The sequence below is a fragment of the Bradyrhizobium sp. WSM2254 genome, from assembly GCF_000472645.1.
Classification (GTDB): Bacteria; Pseudomonadota; Alphaproteobacteria; order Rhizobiales; family Xanthobacteraceae; genus Bradyrhizobium; species Bradyrhizobium niftali.
The window spans coordinates 104865-129810 of record NZ_AXAB01000028.1; the positions used below are offsets into that span (position 1 = coordinate 104865).

Below are 24946 nucleotides of genomic sequence, written 5' to 3' on the forward strand. Positions count from 1 at the left end.
GGGTTCATCGGAAACGGGATGCGTTCGCGAACGGCAGACAACCGTCGCTTTCAAGAAGATTTTTCGAAGAGTTCATCGTTTCGCACCTGCCGACACGCTCTCGCTCAGAGCTCGGCGGCAATGTGATGCGAATGCTGGCTCCGATCTTGGATGAGATTGCCGCGGCTGGAACGGCTTTGCGTTCCGGAAGGACTCGCAAGTCACTTGACCAGAGGGCGATCCTCTTGCGTGGCGGTGCGCGGAAGATCTGGGTTCCGATGCATCCTTCGTCGCCCCAAGTGGACTTGCCGGGCATGGACCTCCGTTTGGTCCAAGGCGATCACTGGCCGTGCGTCTTTCTCGCCATTCCTAGTGCAGGCGGAGGATACGTACTGAGGATGACGCAACCGTAGAACGGTGTTTTATTTCCGAGGCTTAGCCGGTAAGATTGAGGGAAGCACACCTGTCCGCAGCGGACCGGGCCTGGCCTTCACTCTCTTGTCCTTTCATAACTAAGAAGTATTCGCCTTGCAGTCCGCAATTCCAACGAACGGCCCCCGCACTCAGGAGGTCGTTTCCTTCGGGCCATTTCGCTTGTTTCCCTCGGAGCGAGTTCTCAAGAGGGCCGACGAGACGGTCAAGCTTGGCAGCCGTGCGTTCGATATCCTGCTCGCTCTGGTTCAGAATGCGGGTGAAGTGGTCGGCCAAAGAGAGCTGATCGCCAAGGTTTGGCCCGGGATTTTTGTGGAAGAGGTCACCCTACGGGTCCACCTCACGGCGTTGCGAAAGGCCCTCGATATCGGCGAGGGCGGCGAGCGGTACCTCACGAATGTGCCGGGCCGCGGTTATTGCTTCGTTGCGCCGACGTCGCGGGAAATGGTTGGTTTGCCGACCGCCGATGAATTTCCTGAAGGCCACTACCCTCTGCCACCGGCGCTCGGGCAGATAGTAGGGCGTGACGAGATCGTCAGCGAAATCTGTCACAAGCTGACGAGCGAGCGGTTCGTGACCGTGGTCGGACCAGGCGGGCTGGGCAAGACGACGGTGGCGCTATCCGTCGCGCGCACATTGCTGCCCGAATTTTTTGGCGCCGTCTGCTTCGTGGAACTGAGCCCGGTCGCCGATCCGCGGCTGTTGGCGCCAGCCGTCGTGTCGGCCTTCGGCCTGCCGGTGCAGTCCGGCGATCCGATACCGGGATTGGTTGGCCATTTGCATGGCAAGCCCATCCTGCTGATTCTTGACGGCTCCGAACATCTTGTTGCGGAGGCGGCGGCCCTGTCGGAGAGGCTTTTTGCGGCGCTGCCGCAGCTTCATCTTCTGGTGACCAGCCGGGAAGTCCTGCGCGTCGGCGACGAAAATGTCTACCGCCTTTCCCCCCTCGAAACTCCGCCCGATAGCGCCAGCCTGACGGCCGCGGAGTTGCTCGGCTTCCCCGCGGTGAAACTGTTCGTGCAGCGCGCGACGACGAGCGGCGGGCAGATCAATCTGGCAGAGCACGACGTGAGGATCGCCGGCAATATTTGTCGCAAGCTGGGCGGCAACGCACTTGCCATCGAGCTGGCGGCGGGGCGCGTCGGCGCCTACGGCCTGCAGGAGATTGCAAGGTTGCTCGACAGCGAATTTGCGTTGCGCTGGCCGGGACGCCGGACCGCTCCGCCGCGTCATCAGACACTGGGCGCGACCCTCGACTGGAGTTACAATTTGTTGTCGGAGGTCGAGCGCACGGTTCTGCGGCGCCTGTCCGTATTCGTCACGGGCTTCACGCACGAAGCCGCGCAGCAGGTCGCAGGAGGCCCAGGGATCGGGGCGGAAGAGGTGTTCGACGCCGTTGGCGGGCTACTGATGAAATCGCTGGCCTCAGCCGACACCACGGGATCGGTCGCGCGTTATCGGCTGCTGGATACGACGCGTACCTATGCCGCGCTGAAATTAGCCGATGCCGGAGAGCTTGACCAATTCCGTCGCGCGCATGCGCAATACTATTGTGCATTGTTGAAGAGAGCGAATGAGGCGGATTTGCCGACGGACGAGCGGCGCGCCCTCGTCACGCATCTCGACGACATCCGCGCCGCGTTGCATTGGGCGTTTGGAAATTGCGGCGATCCGAGCATTGGCGTCGACCTGACGAGCCATGCAAGCTCAATCTGGCTGAGCAAAGCCTTGTTTGCCGAATGCCGAGACTGGACAATCCGGGCCGCCGCGGTTGCGCCCAACCGAGAGGACGGCAAGGCGACGGATCAGCAGATCGTGATTCATCTGGCGCTTGCGAGCTCCCAGTTGTTCACGACGAGCTTCTCGGTGGAGGCGATGGTCGCCTGGACCAGGACGCTGGAAAACACCGTTCGCGAAACGCAGGGCAAATTGATACTGCGTTACCTGGCATCTTGGGGAGGGAGTATCCGTACCCGCTACGATGAGGCGCTCGAACTTGCGCAACGTTGTGCCGAAGATGCGAAGAAGCTGTCTGATCCAGGTCCGACCGCTCTGGCGGAGTGGATGCTGGGGCATTCTCTGCATCATCTCGGCAGGCTGGCAGAGTCGCGAGCGCATCTTGAGCGCTCGCTTGCTGTCGACACGGAGAAGGCGCGGCTCGCGCAGGTCAATGCGATCGGCTACGACCGTCGCGTTGATACGCTCGGCAATCTCGCAAGCACGCTGTGGCTGCAGGGATTTCCCGAGCAAGCCGAGTCGACGGGGGCATGCATGCTCGAGGCGGCAAGGCCGCTTCAATTCGCAATGCCGCTCAGCGTGGCGATGACATGGGCCAGCTTCCACGGGTACCTGTCGGGTACCGACATCGACGCCGTCGAGCACGACATTGTCGAACTGATCGAGCACGCCAGAACCCACTTGATAAAACCGCAGGTGGGAATTGGGAATTGCCTTCTGGCACTGTGCCAGACGAAGCGGAATCAGTTCGACGCGGCGATGCCGCTGGCGAGCGAAGGGCTGCGGCAGCTGGCCGAAATGCAATATGAAGTGTTCGTTCCTCTCATCCTGGCTCATCTCAGTGAGTCCGCAATCGCGGCGGGTCGCCGTGCTGACGCTGTATCGCTGATGGCCCAGCTCGCAGGCAGGGATCTCAACAGGGAGCATTGGTGTACGGCCGAGGTCCTGCGGGTGAAAGGACTGCTCGCGCTATTGGACAACCGCGCCGATGCGGCAGCCGCTCTCTTCCTGCAATCGGCGGCACTGGCGCGCAAGCAAGGCGCGCTCGCCTGGGAGCTGCGCACGGCGATGAATCTCGCCCGGTTGAGGGCCAACCAGGGCAACCCAGACGAGGCCAAAAAGCTGCTGGAAGAGGTTTACGACAGGTTCACAGAAGGTTTTGAAACGGTGGATCTTCTTGCGGCGCGGAGCCTGCTCCGCGAACTCGCTCGATGAAGATTTCTATTGCGCCTGCGGGAGGCAGTTTTGACACCAGGTGGTAACCCAAGTCATACGTCTAACGACGTCTGTATTTAGCACGTTGCCCCGGACTGCTAACCGGCATATTTTGGTACGGCGAGCTGTTCCCAACGGCGGGAACAGAACCTTGCGGTCTTGGCGGAGCCAGTCATGCCAACGAAAGAAGTTGGCTCAGGGTCGGCCATCAGAATGCGTTTCGGCTCCTTCGAGCTGAACGTTGCAGAGCGATTGCTGAGGAACGCGGACGAGGTCATTCCGCTCGGCGGGCGAGCTTTCGATATTCTCCTGTCTCTTGTTGAGCACAACGGTGAGGTTGTCAGCAAGACCGAGCTTATCAAGAAGGTGTGGCCTGGGGTCACGGTAGAGGAGGGCAGCCTTCGCGTGCATATGTCAGCGCTGCGCAAGGCATTGGGTGACGGACGCTGCGGCAACAGATACATCACCAACGTACAGGGGCGCGGGTATTCCTTTGTCGCGCCCGTCACGCGTCAGTTTGGCGAACAGGATGGAGCGCGCGCATTCGCCGGGTTGGCCAATTTGCCGTCTCCCCTCAACCGAATGATCGGCCGTGAAGACGCCGTTGTCGCGATCCGATCTCATCTCCGGGCGGAACGACTGGTAACAGTGTTTGGTCCCGGCGGAATCGGCAAGACGGCGGTTGCCGTTTGGGTCGGACATGAGTTGCTTGCGGAATTCTCAGGAGCCGTATTCTTTGTTGATCTCTCGCTCGTTCGGGATAAGGAACAGATCGTCGGCGCGATAGCTTCCGCCATCATGCTTGAACTCCAGTCGATTGATCCTGAGGCCGTGCTGTCTAGGTATCTGCGGTCGCGACGGGCACTTCTAGTTCTGGATGGTTGTGAGCATGTGATCGAGAAAACCGCGGAAGTCGTAGATGGCATCCTTCGAAAAGCGCCAGAACTACAAGTTCTCGCAACAAGCAGAGAAGCCCTGCAAATTGCTGATGAATATGTATTTGCGTTAAATCCTTTGGCGTTCCCGCTAGAGCACGACGGGCAGACCGCAGATGGGGTTCTCGCCTATCCGGCGGTACGGCTCTTTGTCGATCGCATCAACGCGCGCGGCAATGAGTTTCGGCTCCACGACGACAACGCTCCGGTGGTAGCCGAGATTTGCCGCAAACTGGACGGAATTCCGCTTGCAATCGAGCTTGCGGCCGGGCGGGCCGCGATTTTTGGCGTAAAGGATACAGCGGCGAGGCTGAGCTCTCGGCTCGATCTACTGAGATTTGGTCGTCGAACAGCAAATCCGCGGCACCAGACGCTGCGGGCAATGCTGGATTGGAGCTATGACCATCTATCCGAGAGCGAGCGTGTAGTATTTCGCCGCCTGTCGATCTTTACCGGGCATTTCGTCTTGCAAGCTGCGGTTGCCGTGACGGCGGAGGAAGGCGCGGGGCAGCCAGACGTTACGGGTGTAGTGGGTTGTCTGGTCGAAAAATCCTTGATCGGACCTCGCTCGGAATCTGGCGCGATTTCCTACAGGTTGCTGGATACGACGCGCGCATACGCTCTCGAAAGACTGGTTGCCAGCGGTGAGCACGGCGTGATTGCGGAGCGGCACGCGAACTTTGTAACCGCATATTTGGAAACCAATAGCGTCGGTCTGTTTGAGCTGGGTACCTCGCGGGCTGCAGCGGGTTCGCTGCGGGATTTTCTTGGGAACGTTCGATCCGCACTAGACTGGAGTTTTGGCACTCACGGAAGCGATCGCATTGCCATTAGATTAGCGGCGGCAGCCGCGCCGCTGTTTCTAGGTTTGTCCCTACTCTTGGAATGCAGGAGTTGGATGTTACGGGCGATCGAACGGATGCCGGAAGGCTGCGACCCGCAGCATCAGTTCGAGATTCACGCGTCCCTGGCCCTTTCGCGGATGCTCACTGAGAGGTATTCCGAAACGGTTCGCGACGCGTTCAACAGCGCGTTGACTTTGGCCGAACTGCAACCGGACATACGTCCCCAACTCCTCTTGCTAGGCGGACTGTTCTCGTATTTTCTTCACATCGGGGACGCGAAGGAAACCCTCGCGCTGGCGCTTCGTGCCGAAGCGGTTGCGAGGACTGGAAAGCCGGATGATGCCGCGATTGCCGATACGATGCTGGGCGCAGCACGTTGGCTTTCCGGTGAGCATCGCCGAGCTCAAAAACATCTTGAGCGGGCACTACTTCACTCTCCACCATTGCGTAGGTTCAACGCACGCCAATATCTGTTCGATCCGCGGAGGATATCGCTGCTTGTTCTTGGCCTCTCAAATTGGTTCAGTGGAAATCTCGATCGGGCTGTTTGCTGTGCCGTAATGGCTGTGGAGGAAGCAGAAGGGTCGGACCATCCGACCGCACTATGCCGCGGGCTCATTCTGACGATCTTACTTCATTTCTGGCTCGAGGATGATCTACAGAAAATCGCACGAGCGCTCTCACGACTTGATACAACAGTGGCGAAGCATTCATTGGAGCCTTTCCGTGCCGCCGCTCTAGCATTCCGAGGATGGTATCTCATCCGGCTTGCGCGAGAGTCAGAAGGTGTGCTGCTTCTCCGTGATAGTTTGGACAAACATCTACGATTTGCAGGATTTGTGACGCAGTTCGTCGCCGAATTGGCGGTATGCCTGGCCAAGCAGAACGAGCGTACAGAGGCATTGGCTCTCATCGATGAGTCGATCGCGGCGGAAGTCGCTTCCAACAGGGGCCTTCATCTTCCCGCACTATTCTTGGCCAAAGGCCAAGCATTCACCTTTGGTGACGTGCCCGACCTCCCGGCAGCTGAGCAGTGCTTTGAGAGGTCAATGGAGCTGGCGCGACAACAATCGGCATTGGCATTCGAATTGAGGGCAGGATTGGAGCTCGCGCGCGTTTGGATCGCGCGCAACGAAGCCCGAAGGGTTCATGATCTGATCGCACCCATCTACGACCGTTTCACTGAGGGCTTCGCGACGCCTGATCTCGTCCTGGCAAGGAGGTTGATCAAGCAGACCGACTCGCGAGCGCCGGCGGCATGATCGAATAGTGAGGCTCTACACTTCGTGAGTCTTGGTTTTGCCGAATCCGAAGTGGCCGCTGCATCCACCGGCGTCCACTCGGGAACCGAGGCAGATCGGGGCTTCCGGCTTTGACCCATAACGAAGCACCAAGTCTTGGGCGGCCTTGCTGGCGTTGGCCACAGGCGGGGCCGGCCGTAAGATAATAACATCCGACAAGGGAGGGACTCGATGGCATACGACTATGTCCTCGCAGGCGGCGGCTCTGCCGGCGCGACGCTCGCGGCGCGCCTTTCGGAAGATCACAAGGTCACCGTCTGCCTGATCGAGGCCGGCGGCGAGGGTAGGGGCGTTGTCGTCCGGGCGCCGATCGGCGTGGCGGCAATGCTGTCGGGCAAGCCGAAAATCAACAACTGGGCTCTCGAGACAGTGCCGCAGCCCGGGCTCAACGGACGCCGAGGCTACCAGCCGCGCGGCAAGGCGCTGGGCGGATCGAGCGCGATCAACGGCATGATCTATATCCGCGGCCATCATACCGACTATGACGACTGGGAAGCGCTAGGATGCGAGGGCTGGTCATGGAAGGAGGTCCTGCCCTACTTCAAGCGTGCGGAAGGTAACGAGCGCGGCCTCGATGCTTTTCATGGCGGTGACGGTCCGCTGCGCGTCGCCAACCAGCGCAGCCCGCGGCCGATCGCGTCAGCGTTTGTCGAAGCTTGTGCGGAAAACCAGATCCGTCGCAATGACGATTTCAATGGACCGGAACAGGAGGGTGCCGGTCTTTATCAGGTCACCCAGTACTGGGGCGGCGACAGGAACGGCGAACGCTGCTCGACGGCTGCCGCCTATCTGCATCCCGTGATGAACCGGCCGAATCTCACGGTCATTACCAACGCGGATGTAACCGGGATCGTGTTCGACGGCAAGGGCGCGACCGGCCTGCGCTACCGCCGTGACGGGCGCGAAAAGGTCGCCGAGGCCTCAGGCGAGGTGATCCTTTGCGCACGCGATGCCGAGATCATGCTGAAGGGCGTCAAGCTCGTGCGGCGGATCGTGCAGGCGCCGGCATTGGCGAAATACCGCGACAAGGATCTCTTCGCCGCCGGGATCACCTCTGACGAGGCCCTGATGGATCACATTCGCAACAGGGCCGATACGATCTATCACCCTGTGGGGACCTGCAAGATGGGTATCGATGATACGTCCGTAGTGGACTCCAAGCTGCGCGTGCGCGGATTGCAGAGACTTCGGATCGTCGATGCTTCGGTCATGCCGACGCTGGTCGGCGGCAACACCAATGCGCCGACCGTCATGATTGCCGAGAAAGCGGCGGACTTGATCAAGGCGGCATAGCCGGGTTTTGTAACGAAGGTCGGGCTTTGACCTTAGCTGACCCAATGCGAAGTCTGGATTGGACCCATCAACGGTGTGTTTGTTGGGGGTAGAACGGAAACGACAAGCCTCCTGCGTCCAGCTTGCGTCAATCAGGCTTTGGTTGCGTGTTATTGAGTCTGCGCCCTGGGTGACCCGCTCGGTCGCTCCCATCGCTGCTCCCGGCGCCGGCGCTTTCGCGGCAAAGCGGACATCAACCAGTCGACAATCTTCGCTGAGTCGGTCGTAAATGAGCCATCTGCGACATCCCGCTAGGTCCCCTTTGCGCCGCCGTCTGAGGGCATGTCCGCTCGAACTGATTAATCCGTTTCCTGAGAGAGTTGCTCGGCGACCAGAGTGACCGCCTCGATCGCCTGCTCACCGTTATCGAGAACGATAAGAAGCTTTAAATTAACTGCAAATCTCAAGGATGTCGCGATGGCTTCCGCAAAATGACGCGGATCGGTCAAGCTTCCCAAGTCCGCCAAGGGGACTTGTCCACGGCCAGCGAAGGGGACGAGGGTGCCGACGAACGAGTAGCCCCGTCCCTTGATGTTTGCAATGTACTGGTTGCCAAATTGGCCGTCACCAAGTGCCTTGCGGATCGCGGCTACGTGGACTCGCAGGGTCCCCTCCGCTACGGTCACGTCTGACCAGACGTGATCGATGAGCTCTCGCTTCGCTATGACCTTCCCCGCGCGGTCGGCAAGATAGATCAAGATATCCAGTGCTCGAGCGCCGAGGGGAAGTGCGCGACCGTCGCGTCGAAGCACCCTCTCGCCAACCGAAAGTTCGAAAGGGCCGAACCTCAGCTTCCTGTGAATTATGGCACCATGCATGTGTCAGCCAAACGATGGATCTTCTCGGTCCCGTATGGGTATCGTCGGTCCACAAACGCCGCAATCGTGCGCGCGTAAAGTTGGCCCCAACGAAGCTCGTAGTCTTTCTCCACCTTTGGAAAGCACGAGCTAAACCTTGGTATAGCTCAATCACCGTCAACGCGGAGTTGAGACGAACCGCTGCCCGCTGCGACCATGACAGACAGGAGCAGCGTGCGCCGGCGCGACCGTCCTGCGATGCACGTCTAGTCGCTGAAGCGTGTTGCGCCAACACCAGTCAGTTGATAACGGGTAGGTCTTATAGTTCGCGCCTCTGCGATGCCGGCCTGAATTGAGTTGCATCGCCAACGGCCAGCGGAGGCGACCTGTCGCGTACCCAGCGGCCAATCGATGCAACGCAGGCAAACTAAGGCGCGCCTCTATTTCTCTTTGCGCGATCTAGCGCGGTCTCAATACAGTTCAGGAGGTCGCTCTCATCGAACGGCTTGGGCAAATAGCAGATGACGCCGGCTTGAAGTGCGCGGGCACGAATATCATCGCTCGGATATGCAGTTATCAGTATGGTGGGGATTTTTTTACCCGACAAAGATAAAGTGTTGTGCAGATCAAGGCCACTCATCTTGGGCATGTCGAAGTCGACAACCAAGCAGCCGGTGCGGCTCAGTTCGGGTGAGCGCAAGAACTCCTCTCCGGACGAAAATGCCTGGGCGACCAATCCTATCGAACGCATCAAAACTTCGATTGCGTTGCCAACCGCCTCGTCGTCGTCGACTATAGCAACAATTGGTCCGCTATTTGGCACTTGGTAAGACCATTAAGCCGCGAGACTCTCTCCTATCCAGCCTAGTCGCAACCGCTGCGTGCTTCGATTATACAAATGTATAGGAACTCGACGATTGGCTTCGGCGGATCGGAAATTTTGCGGTCCATGTAGCACGCTGCGTCACAGGCACCCCCTAGCCCCTGTTAGCTCACAAGCGCCCCTCCAGCTTGGACTGCGCTGGAGGGGCAAGGAGGCCCCAGGGAGTGATTGGCGTCGAGGGAGGAGACTTCACCGTAACGGCACGCATTGGGGCTCACTATTGATCTAGCGTAAGGATCGAGTCCCAAATAGGAATGTGAGCACTACACGAAGGTTGTGCGGGGCGTAGTCGGTTCGTCGTGGTGGGCAGCGGCACCTGCGCAAAACACTGATCGACTTCACCGGCCGGTCTGCCGATGGCTGCGATCCGTCGGAACCAAATTGGGCTGGTCGTCCCCCTATCGCGCGCGCGATAATCTGGCTATGCTCCATGGCGGACTGGCAAGCTTATGCGCATGTCAACGAGGAACATGTGGTAGAGCAACCGCCAACAGTAATGGTCATCGACGATGATCCGGGAGTGCGGGACTCATTAGGCAAGCTGCTTCGATCGGCGGGCTTTCGGGTCAGCCTACTCGGTTCGGTGAGCGAATTTCTAGACGCGGATCCGCCAGAAGGCCCCACTTGCCTGGTGCTTGACGTGCGGCTTCCCGGCCAGAGCGGACTCGAACTGCAGCGCGAACTAGCAGGTGCCAAAAGGCAGCTGCCAATCATCTTCATTACCGGACATGGTGACATTCCAATGTCGGTGCAGGCGATGAAGGGGGGCGCAATCGAATTCCTAACAAAGCCGTTCCGAGAGCAGGATTTGCTTGAAGCGATTCAGCTCGGTCATGCTCGTGATCGAGCGCGGCTTGCGCAGGAACGAGCTATGGCAGAGCTGAAAGTTCGTTTCGAAACGTTGACGCCGCGGGAGCGCGAGGTCATGGCGTTCGTGGTGAGCGGGCGGTTAAACAAGCAGATCGCAGACGACCTCGGCGTAAGCGAAATCACGGTAAAGGTTCATCGTGGCCAAGTAATGCGTAAGATGCGGGCATCGTCCTTGCCTGACCTGACGCGCATGGCCGACCAATTGCAACTGACGCCGACAAAACCGCGTAGCCCGGGTCGCGTTGCCTAGCGCGGACGCTCAGCCTGCATCTTCCGTAATGGTTTCGCCTCACCACCGATGATCGGGGTGCCTGCTAGAGCCTCGACATCTGCCACGTCGCGGATCTGAAGCGGCATTCACTCACGATGCGGCGGCCGGATGAGCAGGCACAACGAAGCGAAAAATAGCGCCGCGTGGCACGTTAGGGCTCGCCCACAATCGTCCGTTATGCGCTTCGATAATTGACCGGCAGATCGACAGTCCAAGCCCCAAACCGCCCGTTTTCGTGCTGTAGAAGGCCTCGAACACGCGCTCAAGAGCTGCCGGCGCGAAGCCTGGACCTGAATCTCGCACCTCCACCGACACGCCATCCGGCTCGTTACGGGTACTGATGAGCAACTCCCGCTTCTCTTCTCCGACGTCGCGCATGGCTTCAATGGCATTGATGATCAAGTTAAGTAATACCTGTTGCAGCTGGACCCGATCTCCCTGGACAGTTGGCAAGCCCTCCGCCAGCTGCGTTCGCACCGAGACGCCATTGTTTGCGGCCTCTGCATGTGCGAGAGCAATAACCTCGAGGATGGCATTGTTGATCTCGACGGCGTCTTTTCGTGCGGGCGCCTTCTTAATGAGTGCGCGGATTCGCCCGACGACCTCGCCTGCGCGATTCCCCTCCTTGACAATAAGAGAGAGCGCGTCATCCACCTCTCGAAGGTTCGACGGCTCAGCGCTCAGGAAACGCCGAGCGGCCAACGCGTACGTTACTGCTGCGGTGATCGGCTGGTTCACTTCATGCGCGATTGATGATGTCAGCTGTCCCATCGTTGCCACGCGATTGGCGTGCACGAGTTCCAACTGTGCCTCTCGGTATCGCTGCTCATTTTCGCGAGCTTGCGCCTCTACTGTCCGCAATGCTTCTTCAGCGCGTTTGCGCTCCGTCACATCGATCTGAGTAGTGACAATCTCGACAAGTTCTCCGCTTGCGGCGAACGCAGGCCGGCCGAATACTTCGAGGTATTTGATCGTTCCATCGGGGAGCACGATTCTGTACGTGATCGAGTAGTCTCTTTTCTCGCTCACCGCGCGTTGAACTTCTGCGAATAGCCGGCCCCGGTCGTCGGAGTGGATTCGTTGGAACACGGCTTCGCGGCTCGGAACACCTTCCGCCGGGTCAAACCCCCAGATGCGGTACGTCTCCTCCGAACCATAGAGAATCGCCGTCTCGTTGAAGGCCGATACACCGCTGTGACTCAGCCTCTGTGCCTCCGCCAGATAGGCTTCGCTGCGGCGTAGCCGGTCTTCGGCCTTCTTGCCTTCATCGATGTCAACAGACAGGCCATACCACTGGATGATGCGTCCCTGCCGATCGCGCAGAGGCTCTCCGCGAGAATCGTGCCAACGAAACTCCCCGTCCGCCCGACGGAGACGGGTCACGCGCTGGTACGAAGTGCCGGTCTGAATTGCGTGCGAGAAAGCCCTCGCACTTTCGGGAAGGTCGTCAGGGTGCAGAAATGCGTGCCAGCCACCGTGCTTGAGATCCTCAACTCGCAGGCCGCTATAGTCCAACGTGCGCTGATTGATATGGGTCGGTTCGCCGTTGGGGTCCAGTGACCAGAGCAAGCCTGGCACTGTTTCGATGATTTCACGGAGCTTGTATTCGCTCTCCCGCAATGCTTCCTCGGCCCGTCTGCGCTCCGTCACGTCGATGCCCGTGACGACAATCTCCAGAAGCTCTCCGCTTGCCGAGAACACAGGATTGTTAGTTGCTTCGAGGTGTTTGATCGTTCCATTGGGCAGTATGATTCTGAACTCGTTCACAAAGCTTATCTTTTCGCGCACGCCGTGCTCGATGTTTTCGTTCACCCTGTCTCGGTCGTCTGGGTGAATCCGTTGCCACACCGCTTCGCGGCTCGGAATGCCTTGCGGCGGATCAAACCCCCAGATGCGGGAAGCCTCCTCGGACCAATAAAGAATTTCCGTGTCGTTATAGGCCGCGGAACCGGTGTGGCTCAGCCTCTGTGCTTCCGCCAAATATCCCTCGCTCCGCTGTAAATCGGCGGTCCGTTCCACCACTTTGGCCTCGAGCTCTTCGCGGGCCTGACGAAGCTCTTGCTCTGCCCGTCGTCGCACGGCGCTGACCCAACCGACAGCCAAGGCGCAAGATGTGCAAACGGCTAGATAAACGAGATCAGCATAGCTAATTGGGCTCAAGGAAAACGAGGGACGTAGAAAGAAGTAATTAAGGCTGAGGACTGAAAGGACAATTGCGAGCGCACCTGGCCCGGCTCCCGCGTACCAAACGGTCGCGGCGACCGCGAACAAGAACGGCGTCAACTTGACCTCGAAACGTCGCAACAGGAAGAAATCCAACCCGATCGCGATTGTTACGGACAGAACTGCAATGCCGTACCGGAAAATCGTCGGCATGGGTGTTGGCGCTGAAGGGTCCCGATGTACCATGGCTTGCCTCATTCGTGAGCCAGCCGACCAACGAGGAGCTAAACGCGAAATGGGATAAAGCGGCGCATCGTGGGGGTGTCGGAAGCTTCCACTTCTCCACTGAAGGAGTGATACGCCCAGACGGACACTAACGTTTTCCAGCTCTCCCAAAAAGGAACTTTTTGCGGAACCGCTGACCGAGGTCTTGCGCAACTGCGCGCGAGCGCTTCTTGAGCAGGTCGTCGAAGCCGAAGTTCAGGGAAGAATGCACCGGCTCGAGAAACCAACTGACTTCCGGTGATGGCCGATCGCTAATCGAAATTTATAAGTACGCGCCCTGGATCATTCCGCGAACCGTCTCAGAGATCCAAGTCTTCGCGGGTCCCGGGGTTTGGAGGCGTTTGCTTTTGAAGGCACACGGGCCCGTTCTCGAAACAAAGACGACAAGAACGTTCCCGACGCGACAACAGCCTTCAAGCCGGTGGCCTGTTTGAACGTCACATTGACCTCTGAGCAATCATGAATGCCCGGATCAGGTCCGGCATGACGACGCGGTGGGTTGAGAGATCATGGGCGATAAATCCGGCAAGCAGGATGTCGAATACGGCATCGTCCCCATCAACGTGATGGCATCGATGTCGGGGCTCGATTTCGTCCGCGCGATCTTCGCGAGACGATTGCCGGAGCCGCCGATCATGCAGACGGTCGAGCCGTTCGACTGCACGGTCGAACCCGGCGCCGTCTTGATTCACAGCGTGCCGGGTCTGCGCCACTACAATCCGATCGGCTCGGTGCATGGCGGCTATGCCGCGATCCTCCTGGATTCCGCGATGGGGCTCGCAGTGCAGAGCACGCTGCCCGCGGGCACTGGCTACACCACGCTGGAATTCAAGATATCATTCGTGCGCGGCATGAGCGAGACGAGCGGCGTGATCCGCACCGAGGGCCGCGTGCTCAACGCCGGTCGCCGCGTCGCCACCGCCGAGGCGCGCATCACGGATGCAAAGGATCGGCTGCTTGCGCATGCGACGACGACGTGCCTTGTGTTCGAAGTTCCGAAGGGGAGCGCGAAAGGTTGACGTTGAATCGGAGGGTAGGCAGGGCAACTCTCAGGCCGCCGGCGCCAGGAACGTCAGAGCTTGCGTAGCCGAGCTGCGGCCGATTACGTTCGCCACAAAGCCCAGCGTCTACGACCAGGCTGTCCTCGCCTTCATGAAAAAGTATTAGCGCGGTCGTTTGCTAAGGCTGACACGTCAGGGCTTACCAGACGTTCACCTGTTCGGCGGAGGTAGCCGAGCGGGCCAAAGCCTTGGCCGCGTCGGCATGTGACGCTTTCTCGGCACGCCGCTCATAGTCCTCGGCCAAGGCCCTGAGCTGAGCCGCAATCGCGCAGTCGGTCATGGTCCGGGCGCTGCGGAGCAAGGTCTGTGCTGTTTCCAGATATGCCTTGCCTCGTCGTGAGATCTCGAATGTCATGATACCCTCGCGCGGTTCTCCGCCGACGGGTTCAGGGCGATCCGGAACCACGGCAGCCAGCTGCGGTCGCTTTCCCGGCGCGCTCTGAAGCGATCGACGCACTTTTGCGAACAAAGCGGCGTGCGCCACGAATAATGCCGGACGAGACCAAATTTGCCGTCACAGACCGCACATCGCGCGGCACTAACAGTCCTGGGGCATTCCGGACGGCTCTGCATTGTGGTCTCCTTCCGTTCGTCGATGATCCTCTTCCCACTGTCGCATCGGATGAGCCGATGCGCTTTCCCATGCATGTAGACTAGGGCGATCGAGACCATCGTCTCAATCGAACCTTGGTAAAGTTTGATTATCCAAAAGGGTGACTGAACTATGCGCTCGTACGGGTTCCAATTAAGTCCCGACCGACACTTCTGCTTGCTTCTTCAATGCGCTCAAATTGACCGGGACGGACATCAACACCATTGCAGCAGTTGCAGACTGTTCTCGGCAAGTGGGTACAATCGGAAAGAGGTGACCGGTCGTAGGGTGGTGGCGTCGCGATCCGCTTTTTCCCCTTGATCAGCGCAAGCGCGGCACAAGACCTGACTTGCGAGCGCCTGTCCTCCCCCGAGACGCTCTGAGCCTCGCGGCCGTTCTGGCCGCGGCTCCCACCAGGTCGACTTCTGGCCGATGGCGGTTTGCCATCGGCCCTTTTTTTCGTCGCCGGCATATCTCTCGGAAACCGATAACGCCTGTCCGCGCCTATGGCGTTGATGTTTGGCTGCGCAAAAGTCAAAAATTATTCGGGGCGAACCCTATGACTGCTGGGTCAGGCCAGCGACGCGTCTACGCGCAGGCGCGCGAATCGCTTGGCGAACCGCTCCTATGCCATCCTCAACATCGCGCTCGGGCGAGTCGAAAAACCGCGGCCCTCGTCTGATCGAGGTCGTTCTGTAGTCGTACGGACGGTGCAATCGGCTACTCGCGGCTTGCCGTCTTGCCGCCAAGCGCTTGCGTTGCGTTCGCCGCGCCGGCGAGCAGGGCTTTCACCTGATCGCTCGAGGGCTCTATCGTCATCGAGGCCCGCGTCCCTGCCAGACTAAGGGTGAACCGGACATCGCCATTCCAGTCCAGGACGGGGGCGGCAATGGAGACATAGCTGGTCAGGTCGGAGCGGACGATCGTCGTGTAGCCCTTTCGCTTCAGCTCACGGCTTGCATCTTCCCTGAATTTTCCGGCGTCGACTTTGCCGCCGAACACAGCATCCCATTCCTGCGCGATCAGATGCGCCGTCAGGTTCGGTGCCAGCCGGGCGGCGTAGATCTTGCCGGCTGCGGAACTTAGCATCGGGATCAGTCCGGTGCGAAACTCAAACGCGCCGCGCTGATCGCCGTCCTGCTTGAACAGGCTGAGCGGGCCGTCGTCGGTCCATGTGGTGACGGCCGCGCTTCGCCGCGTGATGTCGCGCAGATTGGTGACCTCGCGGCGGACAATCTCGAAACCGTCGATCTGCTGGATCGCGCTGACGCCGAGCGAGAGCGCCGCAGGGCCGAGGCGATAGTGGCCAGGCTTCTCGTCCGCGGCGGCGAGCCCGATTCTGACGAGGCTCACGAGATAGTTATTCGCGGCGCTCGCCGTCAGATCCGCCAGCGGCGCGATGTCCTTGAGAGCCATCGCCTGCTGGCTCGTCTGCATAACGCTCAGAATCCGAAAGGCAATTTCCACCGACTGAATGCCACGGCGCGGCTTCTTCTCCTGCATCTGCTTCCTTCGACCGGTTCAACGAATCGAGATTGACACAAACAAAGGTCGAGAGCATCATACAACAATAAAACATAGATTCAACTATATTGAATATCTACGGAGGACACGAAAATGCCCCTTGGTGCCATCCGCAGCGTCTACACGGTCGCCAACGATATGGATCTCATGCAGGCCTTCTACGCCGAGGCGCTGGAGCTTCCGCTAGCTTTCCGGGATCGCGACAATTGGTGCCAGTTCAAGGCCGGGCAGCTCGCGTTTGCGCTGAGCTCACCATCCGAAGCGGCCACGGGCGCGCGCGGGAGCGTGGTCGTTTTCGGCGCGGCCGACATGGCTGCGATCGCGCAGCGGATCGAGCGGCTCGGCGGGCTGCACTTGTCGAACCGCGACATGGGTTCGCACGGCAGCGTCGCGACGTTCGCCGACCCCGAGAACAATCTGTTCCAGATCCACATCCGGCAAGGCGGCTAGGTGCCGCCAAGCGTCAGCAATTCATCCCAACAAGGATCCACCCATGAAATTCGGTGTCTTCGATCAGAACGACCGCTCCGGTCTTCCGCCGGCAGAGCAGTACGAGGACCGGCTTGCACTTGCCGAGCTCTACGATCGGCTCGGCTTCCACTGCTTCCATATGAGCGAGCACCACGGCACTCCGCTCAGCACGACGCCGTCGCCCAGCGTGTGGATGGCGGCACTGTCGCAGCGGACCAGGAGATTGCGGCTGTGTCCGCTGGTCTATCTGTTGCCGACCTACAATCCCGCACGTCTCTATGAAGAGATCTGCATGCTCGATCATCTGAGCGGCGGGCGATTCGAGTTCGGGATTGGCCGTGGCGCCTCGCCGCACGAGCTCGACGCGCTCGGGATCGACTCCGCGAAGGCGGCGAAGATGTATGCGGAGGCATTCGACGCGATCCAGCGCTGTTTCACGCAGGATTCCGTCACGACGACAGGCGAGTTCTGGAATCTGAACGACTACGCGGTGGAAATGAAGCCGCTCCAGCGCCCGCATCCGCCGATGTGGTACGCGGTCGGCTCGCCGGACACGGTGGTCTGGCCGGCGCGCAACGGTGTGAATGTGGTCTGCGGCGGCCAAGTGTCCCGCGTGCGCGCGATCTCCGATCGCTATCGCGAGGAGATGGCCGCAGCCGGTCCGCAGGGCAGGGGCGCGCCCCTCATCGGCGTCAATCGCTACATCATCGTCGGTGAGACCGATCGCGACGCCCACGAGCTGGGTCGAAAGGCCTGGCCGTCATTCTACGACAATTTCATCAAGCTCTGGCGCAAGCATGGCACGCAGCCGGTCAATGCCAAGCTGCCCCCCTCATTCGATCAACTCGTCGAATCCGGCCATGCGATTGCCGGCTCCGCCAGAATGGTGACGCAAATCCTGTCCGACCAGGTCGCGTCCGGCGGACTGAACTACGTGATCGGAAGCTTCATGTTCGGGACCATGCCGCATGCGGAGGCTGCGGCCTCGATCCGCCGCTTCGCCGAGAGCGTCATGCCTGCGGTGAAGGCGGCCGAAACAGTGGCCGCATGAGTGCATAAAACAGGTGAACGCAAGGAGGTGGAAAATGTCTGGTGCTCCTCTGTTGAACAGCCGCGATCTGCGGCGCGTGCTCGGAACCTTCGTCACCGGTGTGACCGTGGTGACGACGACAGATGACGAGGGCAGATTCCACGGCGTGACCGCCAATTCGTTCAGCTCGGTCTCGCTCGATCCGCCGTTGGTTCTCTGGAGCCAGGCGGTCAAGAGTCACAGCCACCCGGCATTCTTCAAGGCCGACCGCTTTACCGTGAACATCCTTGCCGAGGACCAGATCGAGCTGTCGAAGCGGTTCGCGAAATCCTCGCATGACAAGTTCACCGGCATCGATGTTGATCTCGGTTCAGGCGGCGTGCCGCTGCTTCGCGATTGCAGCGCCAGGCTGCAATGCCGGGTCGTGTCCCGAGTTCCCGGCGGCGACCACACGATCTATGTCGGCGAGGTGCTTGCGATCGATCAATCGGAAAGGAAGCCGCTCGTCTTCGGCAACGGTCGATATCTGCTGGCAGATCCCCACGATTTGGCCGACACCAAACTGTCGCCCGATCGCAAGCAGATCCAACTCACTGCGATGCGGCTCGGCACGCGTGCGATCGAGCGCCTGGTCAGACGGTTCGACGAGACCATGGCGCTTGCCGTCTGGGGCGCCCATGGTCCGACGATCACCCATTGGGAGCCGGCATCCGCTCCGGTGAGCGAAGCACTTCCCGTCGGCTTGATCCTTCCCGTCACATCGACGGCGACGGGTCTGGCCTTTGCCGCCCAGCTTGCTCCCGAAGCCATCGCCCAAACGGCCTTGCCGGGTCAGGATGCGGCGTCCGGAGAGGGCGATTGGAACGAGCGCCTCGCGGAAGTGCGCCGGCATGGTCTCGCCAGACAGGGGTTGGAGACCTTCTACCGCAGCGAGACCCTCATCAACGCCCTCAGCGCGCCCGTGCTCGATGCGGATGGCCGCGCTGTGCTGGCCCTGACCGCGGTGGGTGAGGCAAGTCGGTTTCGCGCCGATCTCGACGGGGAGTTCGCCGGTGCCTTGCGTGAGACCGCAAAAGACTTGTCGCAACGACTTGGCTATGAGGCGGAGAATTCTCGCGAGCCCGCCGAGCGCCTCCCGCTTGCGGTTGGGGCTTGAGCGATGGCCGAATTGTCCCCGCTCGATGCCGAGCTGCTTGCGCAGGACTTGCCCGCGCTTACCCAGGCGGACGTTGCGTCAACGGTCTTCTCCGGGCAGCGAGGCAAGATGGAATATCGCGCCGCCGGAGATCCAAACAAGCCTGTAGCGCTGATGCTTCACGGACTTGGCTCAAGTTCGGCCGGATACCGCGCCCAATTCGCCGGCTTATCGCGTGATTTTCGCGTCATCGCCTGGAATGCCCCCGGCTTCGGAGACAGCTCACAGATCCAGGGGCAGGACGCCGGCATCGAGGACTACGTAAACGCGCTGGAAGGTTTGCTGCGTGCGCTCGGCATACGACGGCTGGCGGTTCTGGTCGGCAGCTCCTGGGGGAGCGTCGTCGCGTTGGCCTTCGCGCGACGCTATCCTGCGCTGATCGGCAGCCTGGTTCTTTCGGCGCCCAACGTCGCCAGGGGCCACATCACCGGCGAGGCCCGCGATGCCGAGCTCAATGCGTGGCTGGGCATGGCGGATGTCGACGTCCTGGTGTCACGCGCTGCGATCGCGAACAGGCTGCTCACGCCGGATACGCCGGCTCAGGTCAGGCAGCATGTCGAGCGCTTGCGCGATGGGATGACTACTGACGGCTGGCGGCAGGCGATCCGCTCGCTGTTCACGGCCTACACGCCGGACATCATTCCAGAGGTCAGGTGCCCCATTGCCATCCTCTCCGGCACTCTCGACCAGGTCGCGCCATATCGCGATCACGCCGAGCGGCTCCTCGCTGCGGCACCCTGGTCGACATCGCAACTGTTCGAGGATTACGGGCACATTCTCAAGCTCGAAGCTCCCTCGAAATTCAACGCGGTCGTCCGCGAGATCGCAGCTTAGGTAAGAAGAAAAGCAGGTGCGACTGCACCGGGGAAGGAAACATGGACGCTGGACAGGAAGCAGAGCGGCCCAATCCGGGTCATTGGTGGTTGGTGAGCGTCCTCTGTCTCGTGAATGCCGTTGCGTTCATCGATCGCGCGGCGCTGCCGCTGCTGGTGCAGCCGATCAAGCGCGACCTGCAAATATCGGACACGTTGATGAGCTTCCTGATCGGGGCGGCATTCATCATCACCTACGCCGTCGGAGGCTGGTTCGTCGGCATGCTCGTCGATCGCTTTCCGCGCAGGCGGATCCTGGCCGCGGGCATTGCAGCGTGGGGGATATCGACGATGCTCGGCGGATCCGTCACGACCTACGCGGGCCTCTTTCTCGGTCGCTGCGGTGTCGGAGCGGGCGAAGCGACCTGCGGGCCTTCGAGCATGTCGCTTGTCAGGGATGCATTCCATCCCCGCTTTCGCGGGCGTGCCGTCGCGATCTGGGCCATGGGGGCGAGCATCGGCGGCGGGCTGGCGCTGCTCGGCGGCGGTGCCATTCTGCACTTCGTGGGGGAGAGCGGGAGCTACGTTTTTCCCTTGCTGGGAGTCTCGGTTCGCTCATGGCAGCTCGTTCTGATCGCGTGCGGCGCGATCGCGCTGCCGGTCGCCGTGCTGGTCTATACGTTCAAGGAGCCGGCGCGGCGGTCCGCTGGCAAGGATAAGCCCATCGCGCTCAAGGACGCCTTCGAAGCTGTTCGCGATCGGTGGTTCGTCTTCGCCCCGCTGTTTCTGGCGAACGCCGCAACGATCATGTTGTCGGTGGGGTACTCGTCCTGGATTCCCGCTTTTCTCGGGCGGGTGTGGAAGATCCCGGCCGGCGAGATCGGCCTGACTTATGGTCTCATTGTCCTGTTTCTCAGCACGGCCAGCCAGTTCGTCGCCGGATTTCTCGTCGACGCGGTCTATCGCAGATTCGGATTGGCGGCGGTCCCGGCCCTCGGCGTAGCGATCTCCGCGCTGATCTTCCTTCCAGCGGTCTTCGTTCCGGCCGCGGGATCCATCGTCTCGGTCTGGGTTCTGCTCGCCATTTTCAATCTTCTGGCAGCGAGCCTCTTCACCATCGGAACATCGACAATCGTGCATCTGTCGTCCGGAGCCGCGATTGGAAAGATCACGGCGGTCCATTTCGCCTGGGTCGGTATTACGGGAACAGCAATCGCGCCGACGCTGGTGGCCGTCGTCGCCGAGCAATTCTTCCAGGGCGCTCTGGGTTCGGCCCTCTCGACCGTCGGCGGTGCGCTGGCGGCGCTCGGCGGAGTGTGTCTCCTCGTCGTGTACTGGCAGCTGCGACCGGGCGACACTGTTTCATCGCTGGCGCGCGAGACGGCCTAGGGGAAACGAACCTTTGATCAAACACATTCCAAGGAGGTTGAAATGCAAGTGATCAAATTCGAGCAGACGGACGCCGTCGGCCACATCGTGCTGGCCAACCCGCCGAAGAATCTCATCGCTTCGGCCTTCTCGAACGACCTCAAGCAGGCCGTTCACGAAGCCAGCGAGAGCGACATCCGGGCGCTGCTGATCAGGGCGGAAGGTCCCAATTTCAGCCAGGGCGGTGACGTGCTCGATTTTGGAGAAAAACACCAATCAATTCCGTACCTTCATCGCCGAATGCAATCAGTCGTTCCGCGCTCTCGAAGCCTTGCAGATCCCGACGGTCGCGGCCGTTCGTGGCGCTGCGTTTGGCGGGGCCTTCGAGCTTGCTCTCGCCTGCGACTTCATCATTGTGGCCGAAGACGCGGTGTTTCGTTGCATTGAGGCTTCGGTTGGCTCCGCACCGGTCGCCGGCGCAGTACAACGATTGGCCGAACGCATCGGCCGCTCGCGCGCGGCACGATACACCATACTGTGCGAGCCGATGTCGGGTGTCACCGCCGGCCAGTTGGGTATCGCGGCGTCGGTCGTGCCTGCAGCGGAAGTCGAGGCGGTGGCGCTCAAATTCGCGCAGGGCCTGTCGACGGGCCCCACGCGATCCTATGCGGCGATACGAACCTTGTTGAAGGCGTGGTCGGGTGGCGGCGTTCCGTCCGCCGACGCGGTGATCCTGGACGTTACGATGGCGCTTCACAGCTCGGAGGATGCGCGACGCGGCCGCACGGCTCGCGCCGAGGCTATCAAGCAGGGAATCGAACCGCCGAAGGTCGCCTTCACCGGCCGGTGAAGACGTCCGCGAGGCGCGGAATCCTCTCTGTCTGTCCGAGCGTTTCGGATCGCGAGGAAGAATTGGCGAGCGAAGGTGCGCGATTTAGTGGGTGAATGCAACCACGGCGAACTTGGTCATGGCGTAGCCAACGTTGCTTCCCACGCGCTTTCCGGCGAGGGATCCCAGATTGATGATCCGGGACCCTTGACGTTCACGCGCCACATTTCATCTAGCTCGTTCTCGCCCTCGTCGGAGACTCGGACCTTCGGATTGATGCCGGCGGTGTTGTCGATGGCGTCGATGCCGCCCCACCGCGCGACCATTCGTTTCCTGCATCGGCGAGCGCTGGTTCAGATGTCGTGACGTCGGCTGCTGGCCGTCAGATTTGAGGGTGATATCGGAACGCCCGCAAATGCTCATCATCATTGAACTGAGCCTGGATATGGCCGCGCGAAACAGTCCTGAGCGCGATGGCGCGCTACCGAGGCGCGCGAGCCGCTCGTCTGACAGGCGCTTTGCCGGATCTGTCCTTGTGCGGTCGCGAGGGCTTGGCCCGCTTCTGTTCCTTGTCGACCTGATAATCTCGAAAGACCCGCCGTGCCGCCACATGCTCGTCAGGTGCAAGTCCGGTCGACAGCACACGTCGACCGTCAATGATGTGCCATGCATCTTCGCCGCGGTCGTCGCTGCGGACCGTCATCACCAGATACTTAACTTTCCCATTTCGTCGCTTCGACATTGATCCATCTCCTCAACGGGTTGTTGTTTGCTCGCGACGAACGCCAATTTCGCTCGGCCGCATCCCAAGATGCGCCTGACGGAGCGATCCTGGTCAAGGTCACCGAATGACGACAACGGGGAAAACCCCGGGAAAGCTCCGGACCGCCCGGAGAGCATTGGCCGAGGGGCCACAGTGCAAGGGATACCCCTTTGATCGCCGAATTGCGGTCGACGTGCGATCGCTAGTCGGCCCCAAGAACCCGGTGAGCGCAGTCTTAAGGTTACCAGTCGGTGCCGCGCCCGTCTGGCGTGGTGTCGAGGATCGTCCAGAGCGGATCGAGGTCGGGCGCGCCGCGTGGATCCTGTTGGGGGTCGGCCATCGTGGCGCTCATCTCGCCGGACCAGAAATGCCGGATCGTGCCGTCGCGCTGCGTGAACACGCTGTAGCCGGGCACATCGGCATCGTCGGCGCTAACGTAGTCGCGCGTGTAATCGCCGGAGATGTCAGAGAAGACTTTGTGTCGTGTCCAGCCACGCGTTCTCTTTGCCTCGATCAACCGCGCGATCGGCGCCTCGGCGCACCTTGTGCGCGCTGATCTCGTAGCGGTCAAACCATCGGGAAGCGTCTGCGCTCGCTGAGGCGCTCTGTCGTTTGGAAATGCCCACTAAGCAATTGATATCACAAGAGGCGAATTTGGCGAATTTTTCCAAATGCTCATTGGAATCGTTCAATCTTCAAACGGATTTTGATTCCGCCATTCGGAGGTTCGATCCCTCCCGCCCCAGCCAGCACAAGCTGCTGAGTTGGTTAGATAACTCGCCCGCAGTCTTCGGGCCCGTTTGGAAACGGAATTCGGAAGCCGCACAGAGAATGAACTAAAGGCGTGGTGTTTCATCAAACATGTTGCTGCTCTCTTAGCTAGCTTCCAGCAGAACATACATTGCGCAGGCCCAACCGAGCAGGTGCTGTCAGGCGGCCATCGCAAATTGGCGTAGCGCAGCGAACGAATCGGACAACTCGCCCCAGCGGCTTTCCTGGAGCGATTGGAGCCTTACGAGCGGCGCCGCGGCCTGTCTCGACTGGGCGTCCGGGAAGGCGAGCGCCACGCCTCGAGGAGCATCTTGAGAAATTGGCTGGCATGAGGGGAAAGCGTCGACCCGTGCCTGCGCACGATTCCGATCGTCCGCGACACGTCCGGCTCCGTCAACCTGACGGTGTGAATGATCGGATGGCCGGCGGCCGGTGTCGCGAGCCTCGGCAGTACGGCGATGCCCAGTCCCGCTTCGACGAGACCGAGCGAGCCGGAGAGGTGAGCAACTTCATAGGACCAGTTCAGTTGCAGGCCGTGTCGCGCCAGCGCGTTGTCTATCAATGCGCGGTTGCCACTGTTGCGGCCGACGGTAATAACCCGGTGCGATACGATCTCCGACCAGCTTACCTGTTTGCGCGATGCCAGCGGATGGTCGTGGCGGCAGGCCAGGACGAAAGGATCTTCAACCAGTTTCTCGAATTCGATTTCGGCATGCGAAGCTCCGATGAAATTGATGCCGAAGTCGGCTTCTCCGCGCGCGACCGCTTCCAATCCCTCATTGGCCCCGATGTCCAGAATCCGGATGCGAATACGCGGATACGCTTCGGCAAAACGGCCGATCGCACGCGGCAGGAAATAAAACACCGCCGTCGGCACCGCGGCCACCGAGACAAGGCCTGAACTTCGCGCGCCGATATCATGGATGGCGAGCACCGAGGTCTCGAACTCGTCGATGAGACGGCGCACCTTCGGCAGAAAGTCGCGGCCGGTCATGGTGAGATTGACGTGACGCGTCGAGCGTTCGAGCAACGGCGCACCGAGGCTCATCGCGACCCGGCCTTAGCTCAATTGTCTGCCGTGATCTTCAGCAATGCCGGCACGTTGGCGAAGTTCAACCGCATGGGCTTTCTGGCCGGATGGCGTCCGCCAGGTCTCTCGATGATCCGGCGCGGAATATTATTCGATAGAACACCTGGCGCTCTTGAGCCCATCGATTTCGAGCTGGAAGTGGGAAGCGCAGAGTACGACGCCCTGTGGCCTTGGGGCGAAGCTTGGTGTCAAGAACTTGAGGTGTACCACAACCCCCAAGCCACCCATCCCATTCCATTCGACCTGATCCCAGGGGCGACGCATTGGTTTGAGCGCGACGGCGACGTCGAATGCAGCGCGATGTGGGCGAACTCCGTCCTGTCATCGGTCACGCACCTGCGGATGCCAAAGAGGATGGACGATTTTGGCCGGGGTGACCCGCCTGCCTGAGCATC

At 60.5% G+C, this 24946-nt stretch carries 21 protein-coding genes and 1 pseudogene; 12 read left to right on the forward strand and 10 right to left on the reverse strand.

Annotation, left to right across the window (positions count from 1 at the left end):
• Positions 1-507 precede the first annotated feature (507 nt).
• The 3 genes from A3M7_RS0121400 to A3M7_RS0121410 all read left to right on the forward strand — a co-directional run bounded on the left by A3M7_RS0121400 (position 508) and on the right by A3M7_RS0121410 (position 7737).
• Positions 508-3363: a winged helix-turn-helix domain-containing protein gene (locus A3M7_RS0121400; protein ID WP_084302352.1), complete on the forward strand. Its 2856-nt coding sequence runs from the start codon at positions 508-510 to the stop codon at positions 3361-3363.
• Between the two features lie 174 nt (positions 3364-3537).
• The gene (locus A3M7_RS0121405) at positions 3538-6405 is read left to right on the forward strand and encodes a winged helix-turn-helix domain-containing protein (RefSeq protein WP_027545720.1); all 2868 of its coding nucleotides are present in this window, start codon (positions 3538-3540) and stop codon (positions 6403-6405) included.
• 210 nt (positions 6406-6615) lie between these two features.
• Positions 6616-7737, forward strand: a complete 1122-nt coding sequence (locus tag A3M7_RS0121410; RefSeq protein ID WP_027545721.1) for a GMC family oxidoreductase — start codon at positions 6616-6618, stop codon at positions 7735-7737.
• Positions 7738-8075: 338 nt separating this feature from the next.
• Here A3M7_RS0121410 and A3M7_RS0121415 read toward each other — a convergent pair whose 3' ends face one another.
• Positions 8076-8594 carry a transcriptional regulator gene (locus tag A3M7_RS0121415; protein ID WP_027545722.1) on the reverse strand — a complete coding sequence of 173 codons (519 nt, stop codon included), beginning with the start codon at positions 8592-8594 and terminating at the stop codon, positions 8076-8078.
• A gap of 406 nt (positions 8595-9000) precedes the next feature.
• Positions 9001-9396 carry a response regulator transcription factor gene (locus tag A3M7_RS0121420; RefSeq protein ID WP_027545723.1) on the reverse strand — a complete coding sequence of 132 codons (396 nt, stop codon included), beginning with the start codon at positions 9394-9396 and terminating at the stop codon, positions 9001-9003.
• A 532-nt stretch (positions 9397-9928) separates the two neighbouring features.
• Between A3M7_RS0121420 and A3M7_RS0121425 the strand changes: the two genes are divergently transcribed.
• On the forward strand, positions 9929-10576 hold the full coding sequence (locus A3M7_RS0121425; protein WP_027545724.1) for a response regulator transcription factor: 648 nt from the start codon (positions 9929-9931) through the stop codon (positions 10574-10576).
• A 111-nt stretch (positions 10577-10687) separates the two neighbouring features.
• Here A3M7_RS0121425 and A3M7_RS44780 read toward each other — a convergent pair whose 3' ends face one another.
• Positions 10688-12973, reverse strand: a complete 2286-nt coding sequence (locus A3M7_RS44780) for a PAS domain-containing protein (protein WP_049823613.1) — start codon at positions 12971-12973, stop codon at positions 10688-10690.
• 581 nt (positions 12974-13554) lie between these two features.
• On the opposite strand from A3M7_RS44780, the gene A3M7_RS0121435 reads away from it, so the two are divergent.
• Complete coding sequence (locus A3M7_RS0121435; RefSeq protein WP_027545725.1) at positions 13555-14064, forward strand: PaaI family thioesterase; 510 nt, start codon at positions 13555-13557, stop codon at positions 14062-14064.
• 181 nt (positions 14065-14245) lie between these two features.
• Here A3M7_RS0121435 and A3M7_RS0121440 read toward each other — a convergent pair whose 3' ends face one another.
• Both A3M7_RS0121440 and A3M7_RS0121445 read right to left on the reverse strand, forming a co-directional pair.
• Positions 14246-14461, reverse strand: a complete 216-nt coding sequence (locus tag A3M7_RS0121440) for a hypothetical protein (RefSeq protein WP_027545726.1) — start codon at positions 14459-14461, stop codon at positions 14246-14248.
• A 957-nt stretch (positions 14462-15418) separates the two neighbouring features.
• Positions 15419-16201, reverse strand: a complete 783-nt coding sequence (locus A3M7_RS0121445; RefSeq protein ID WP_027545727.1) for an IclR family transcriptional regulator — start codon at positions 16199-16201, stop codon at positions 15419-15421.
• 114 nt (positions 16202-16315) lie between these two features.
• On the opposite strand from A3M7_RS0121445, the gene A3M7_RS0121450 reads away from it, so the two are divergent.
• From A3M7_RS0121450 to A3M7_RS0121470, 5 genes are read left to right on the forward strand one after another with little or no spacing between them, the layout of a single operon-like run.
• Positions 16316-16672 (forward strand): VOC family protein, encoded by a 357-nt coding sequence (locus A3M7_RS0121450; RefSeq protein ID WP_027545728.1) that lies wholly within the window; start codon positions 16316-16318, stop codon positions 16670-16672.
• A 43-nt stretch (positions 16673-16715) separates the two neighbouring features.
• A complete protein-coding gene (locus A3M7_RS44785) occupies positions 16716-17744 on the forward strand; it encodes an LLM class flavin-dependent oxidoreductase (RefSeq protein WP_049823614.1) in 1029 nt (342 codons plus the stop codon).
• A 34-nt stretch (positions 17745-17778) separates the two neighbouring features.
• Entirely contained in the window at positions 17779-18879 is a 1101-nt protein-coding gene (locus A3M7_RS45905; RefSeq protein ID WP_063629457.1) for a flavin reductase, read from the forward strand.
• A 3-nt stretch (positions 18880-18882) separates the two neighbouring features.
• Positions 18883-19752 carry an alpha/beta fold hydrolase gene (locus A3M7_RS44795; RefSeq protein WP_049823615.1) on the forward strand — a complete coding sequence of 290 codons (870 nt, stop codon included), beginning with the start codon at positions 18883-18885 and terminating at the stop codon, positions 19750-19752.
• 41 nt (positions 19753-19793) lie between these two features.
• Entirely contained in the window at positions 19794-21119 is a 1326-nt protein-coding gene (locus A3M7_RS0121470) for an MFS transporter (protein ID WP_084302355.1), read from the forward strand.
• Here A3M7_RS0121470 and A3M7_RS49760 read toward each other — a convergent pair.
• Entirely contained in the window at positions 21093-21371 is a 279-nt protein-coding gene (locus tag A3M7_RS49760) for a hypothetical protein (protein WP_198033791.1), read from the reverse strand. The two genes, A3M7_RS0121470 and A3M7_RS49760, sit on opposite strands and share 27 nt — an antisense overlap.
• Between A3M7_RS49760 and A3M7_RS0121475 the strand changes: the two genes are divergently transcribed.
• A complete protein-coding gene (locus A3M7_RS0121475; protein WP_245284303.1) occupies positions 21343-21948 on the forward strand; it encodes an enoyl-CoA hydratase/isomerase family protein in 606 nt (201 codons plus the stop codon). The genes A3M7_RS49760 and A3M7_RS0121475 overlap by 29 nt on opposite strands.
• 116 nt (positions 21949-22064) lie before the next feature.
• Here the strand turns inward: A3M7_RS0121475 and A3M7_RS0121480 are convergent, their stop codons facing one another.
• From A3M7_RS0121480 to A3M7_RS44805, 4 genes and pseudogenes are all read right to left on the reverse strand, one after another.
• Positions 22065-22253, reverse strand: coding sequence for a hypothetical protein (locus A3M7_RS0121480; protein WP_027545730.1), 189 nt, complete (start codon positions 22251-22253; stop codon positions 22065-22067).
• 155 nt (positions 22254-22408) lie between these two features.
• Entirely contained in the window at positions 22409-22669 is a 261-nt protein-coding gene (locus A3M7_RS48765) for a hypothetical protein (protein ID WP_156936959.1), read from the reverse strand.
• Positions 22670-22931: 262 nt separating this feature from the next.
• A pseudogene (locus A3M7_RS44800) lies at positions 22932-23228 on the reverse strand (DUF899 family protein); the annotation flags it as partial.
• 474 nt (positions 23229-23702) lie between these two features.
• Positions 23703-24455, reverse strand: coding sequence for a LysR substrate-binding domain-containing protein (locus A3M7_RS44805; RefSeq protein ID WP_245284304.1), 753 nt, complete (start codon positions 24453-24455; stop codon positions 23703-23705).
• Between the two features lie 12 nt (positions 24456-24467).
• Here A3M7_RS44805 and A3M7_RS0121500 point away from each other — a divergent pair, with 12 nt between their 5' ends.
• Positions 24468-24941 (forward strand): hypothetical protein, encoded by a 474-nt coding sequence (locus A3M7_RS0121500; protein WP_245284305.1) that lies wholly within the window; start codon positions 24468-24470, stop codon positions 24939-24941.
• Positions 24942-24946 lie beyond the last annotated feature (5 nt).

Coding starts and splice junctions, on each gene's coding strand:
- A3M7_RS44805 (WP_245284304.1), bottom strand. CDS start 24,455: ATGACCGGCCGCGACTTTCTGCCGAAGGTGCGCCGTCTCATCGACGAG.
- A3M7_RS0121410 (WP_027545721.1), top strand. CDS start 6,616: ATGGCATACGACTATGTCCTCGCAGGCGGCGGCTCTGCCGGCGCGACG.
- A3M7_RS48765 (WP_156936959.1), bottom strand. CDS start 22,669: ATGTCGAAGCGACGAAATGGGAAAGTTAAGTATCTGGTGATGACGGTC.
- A3M7_RS0121450 (WP_027545728.1), top strand. CDS start 16,316: ATGCCCCTTGGTGCCATCCGCAGCGTCTACACGGTCGCCAACGATATG.
- A3M7_RS0121415 (WP_027545722.1), bottom strand. CDS start 8,594: ATGCATGGTGCCATAATTCACAGGAAGCTGAGGTTCGGCCCTTTCGAA.
- A3M7_RS0121440 (WP_027545726.1), bottom strand. CDS start 14,461: ATGACATTCGAGATCTCACGACGAGGCAAGGCATATCTGGAAACAGCA.
- A3M7_RS44785 (WP_049823614.1), top strand. CDS start 16,716: ATGAAATTCGGTGTCTTCGATCAGAACGACCGCTCCGGTCTTCCGCCG.
- A3M7_RS0121470 (WP_084302355.1), top strand. CDS start 19,794: ATGGACGCTGGACAGGAAGCAGAGCGGCCCAATCCGGGTCATTGGTGG.
- A3M7_RS0121480 (WP_027545730.1), bottom strand. CDS start 22,253: ATGGTCGCGCGGTGGGGCGGCATCGACGCCATCGACAACACCGCCGGC.
- A3M7_RS44780 (WP_049823613.1), bottom strand. CDS start 12,973: ATGCCGACGATTTTCCGGTACGGCATTGCAGTTCTGTCCGTAACAATC.
- A3M7_RS0121405 (WP_027545720.1), top strand. CDS start 3,538: ATGCCAACGAAAGAAGTTGGCTCAGGGTCGGCCATCAGAATGCGTTTC.
- A3M7_RS0121435 (WP_027545725.1), top strand. CDS start 13,555: ATGGGCGATAAATCCGGCAAGCAGGATGTCGAATACGGCATCGTCCCC.
- A3M7_RS45905 (WP_063629457.1), top strand. CDS start 17,779: ATGTCTGGTGCTCCTCTGTTGAACAGCCGCGATCTGCGGCGCGTGCTC.
- A3M7_RS44795 (WP_049823615.1), top strand. CDS start 18,883: ATGGCCGAATTGTCCCCGCTCGATGCCGAGCTGCTTGCGCAGGACTTG.
- A3M7_RS0121445 (WP_027545727.1), bottom strand. CDS start 16,201: ATGCAGGAGAAGAAGCCGCGCCGTGGCATTCAGTCGGTGGAAATTGCC.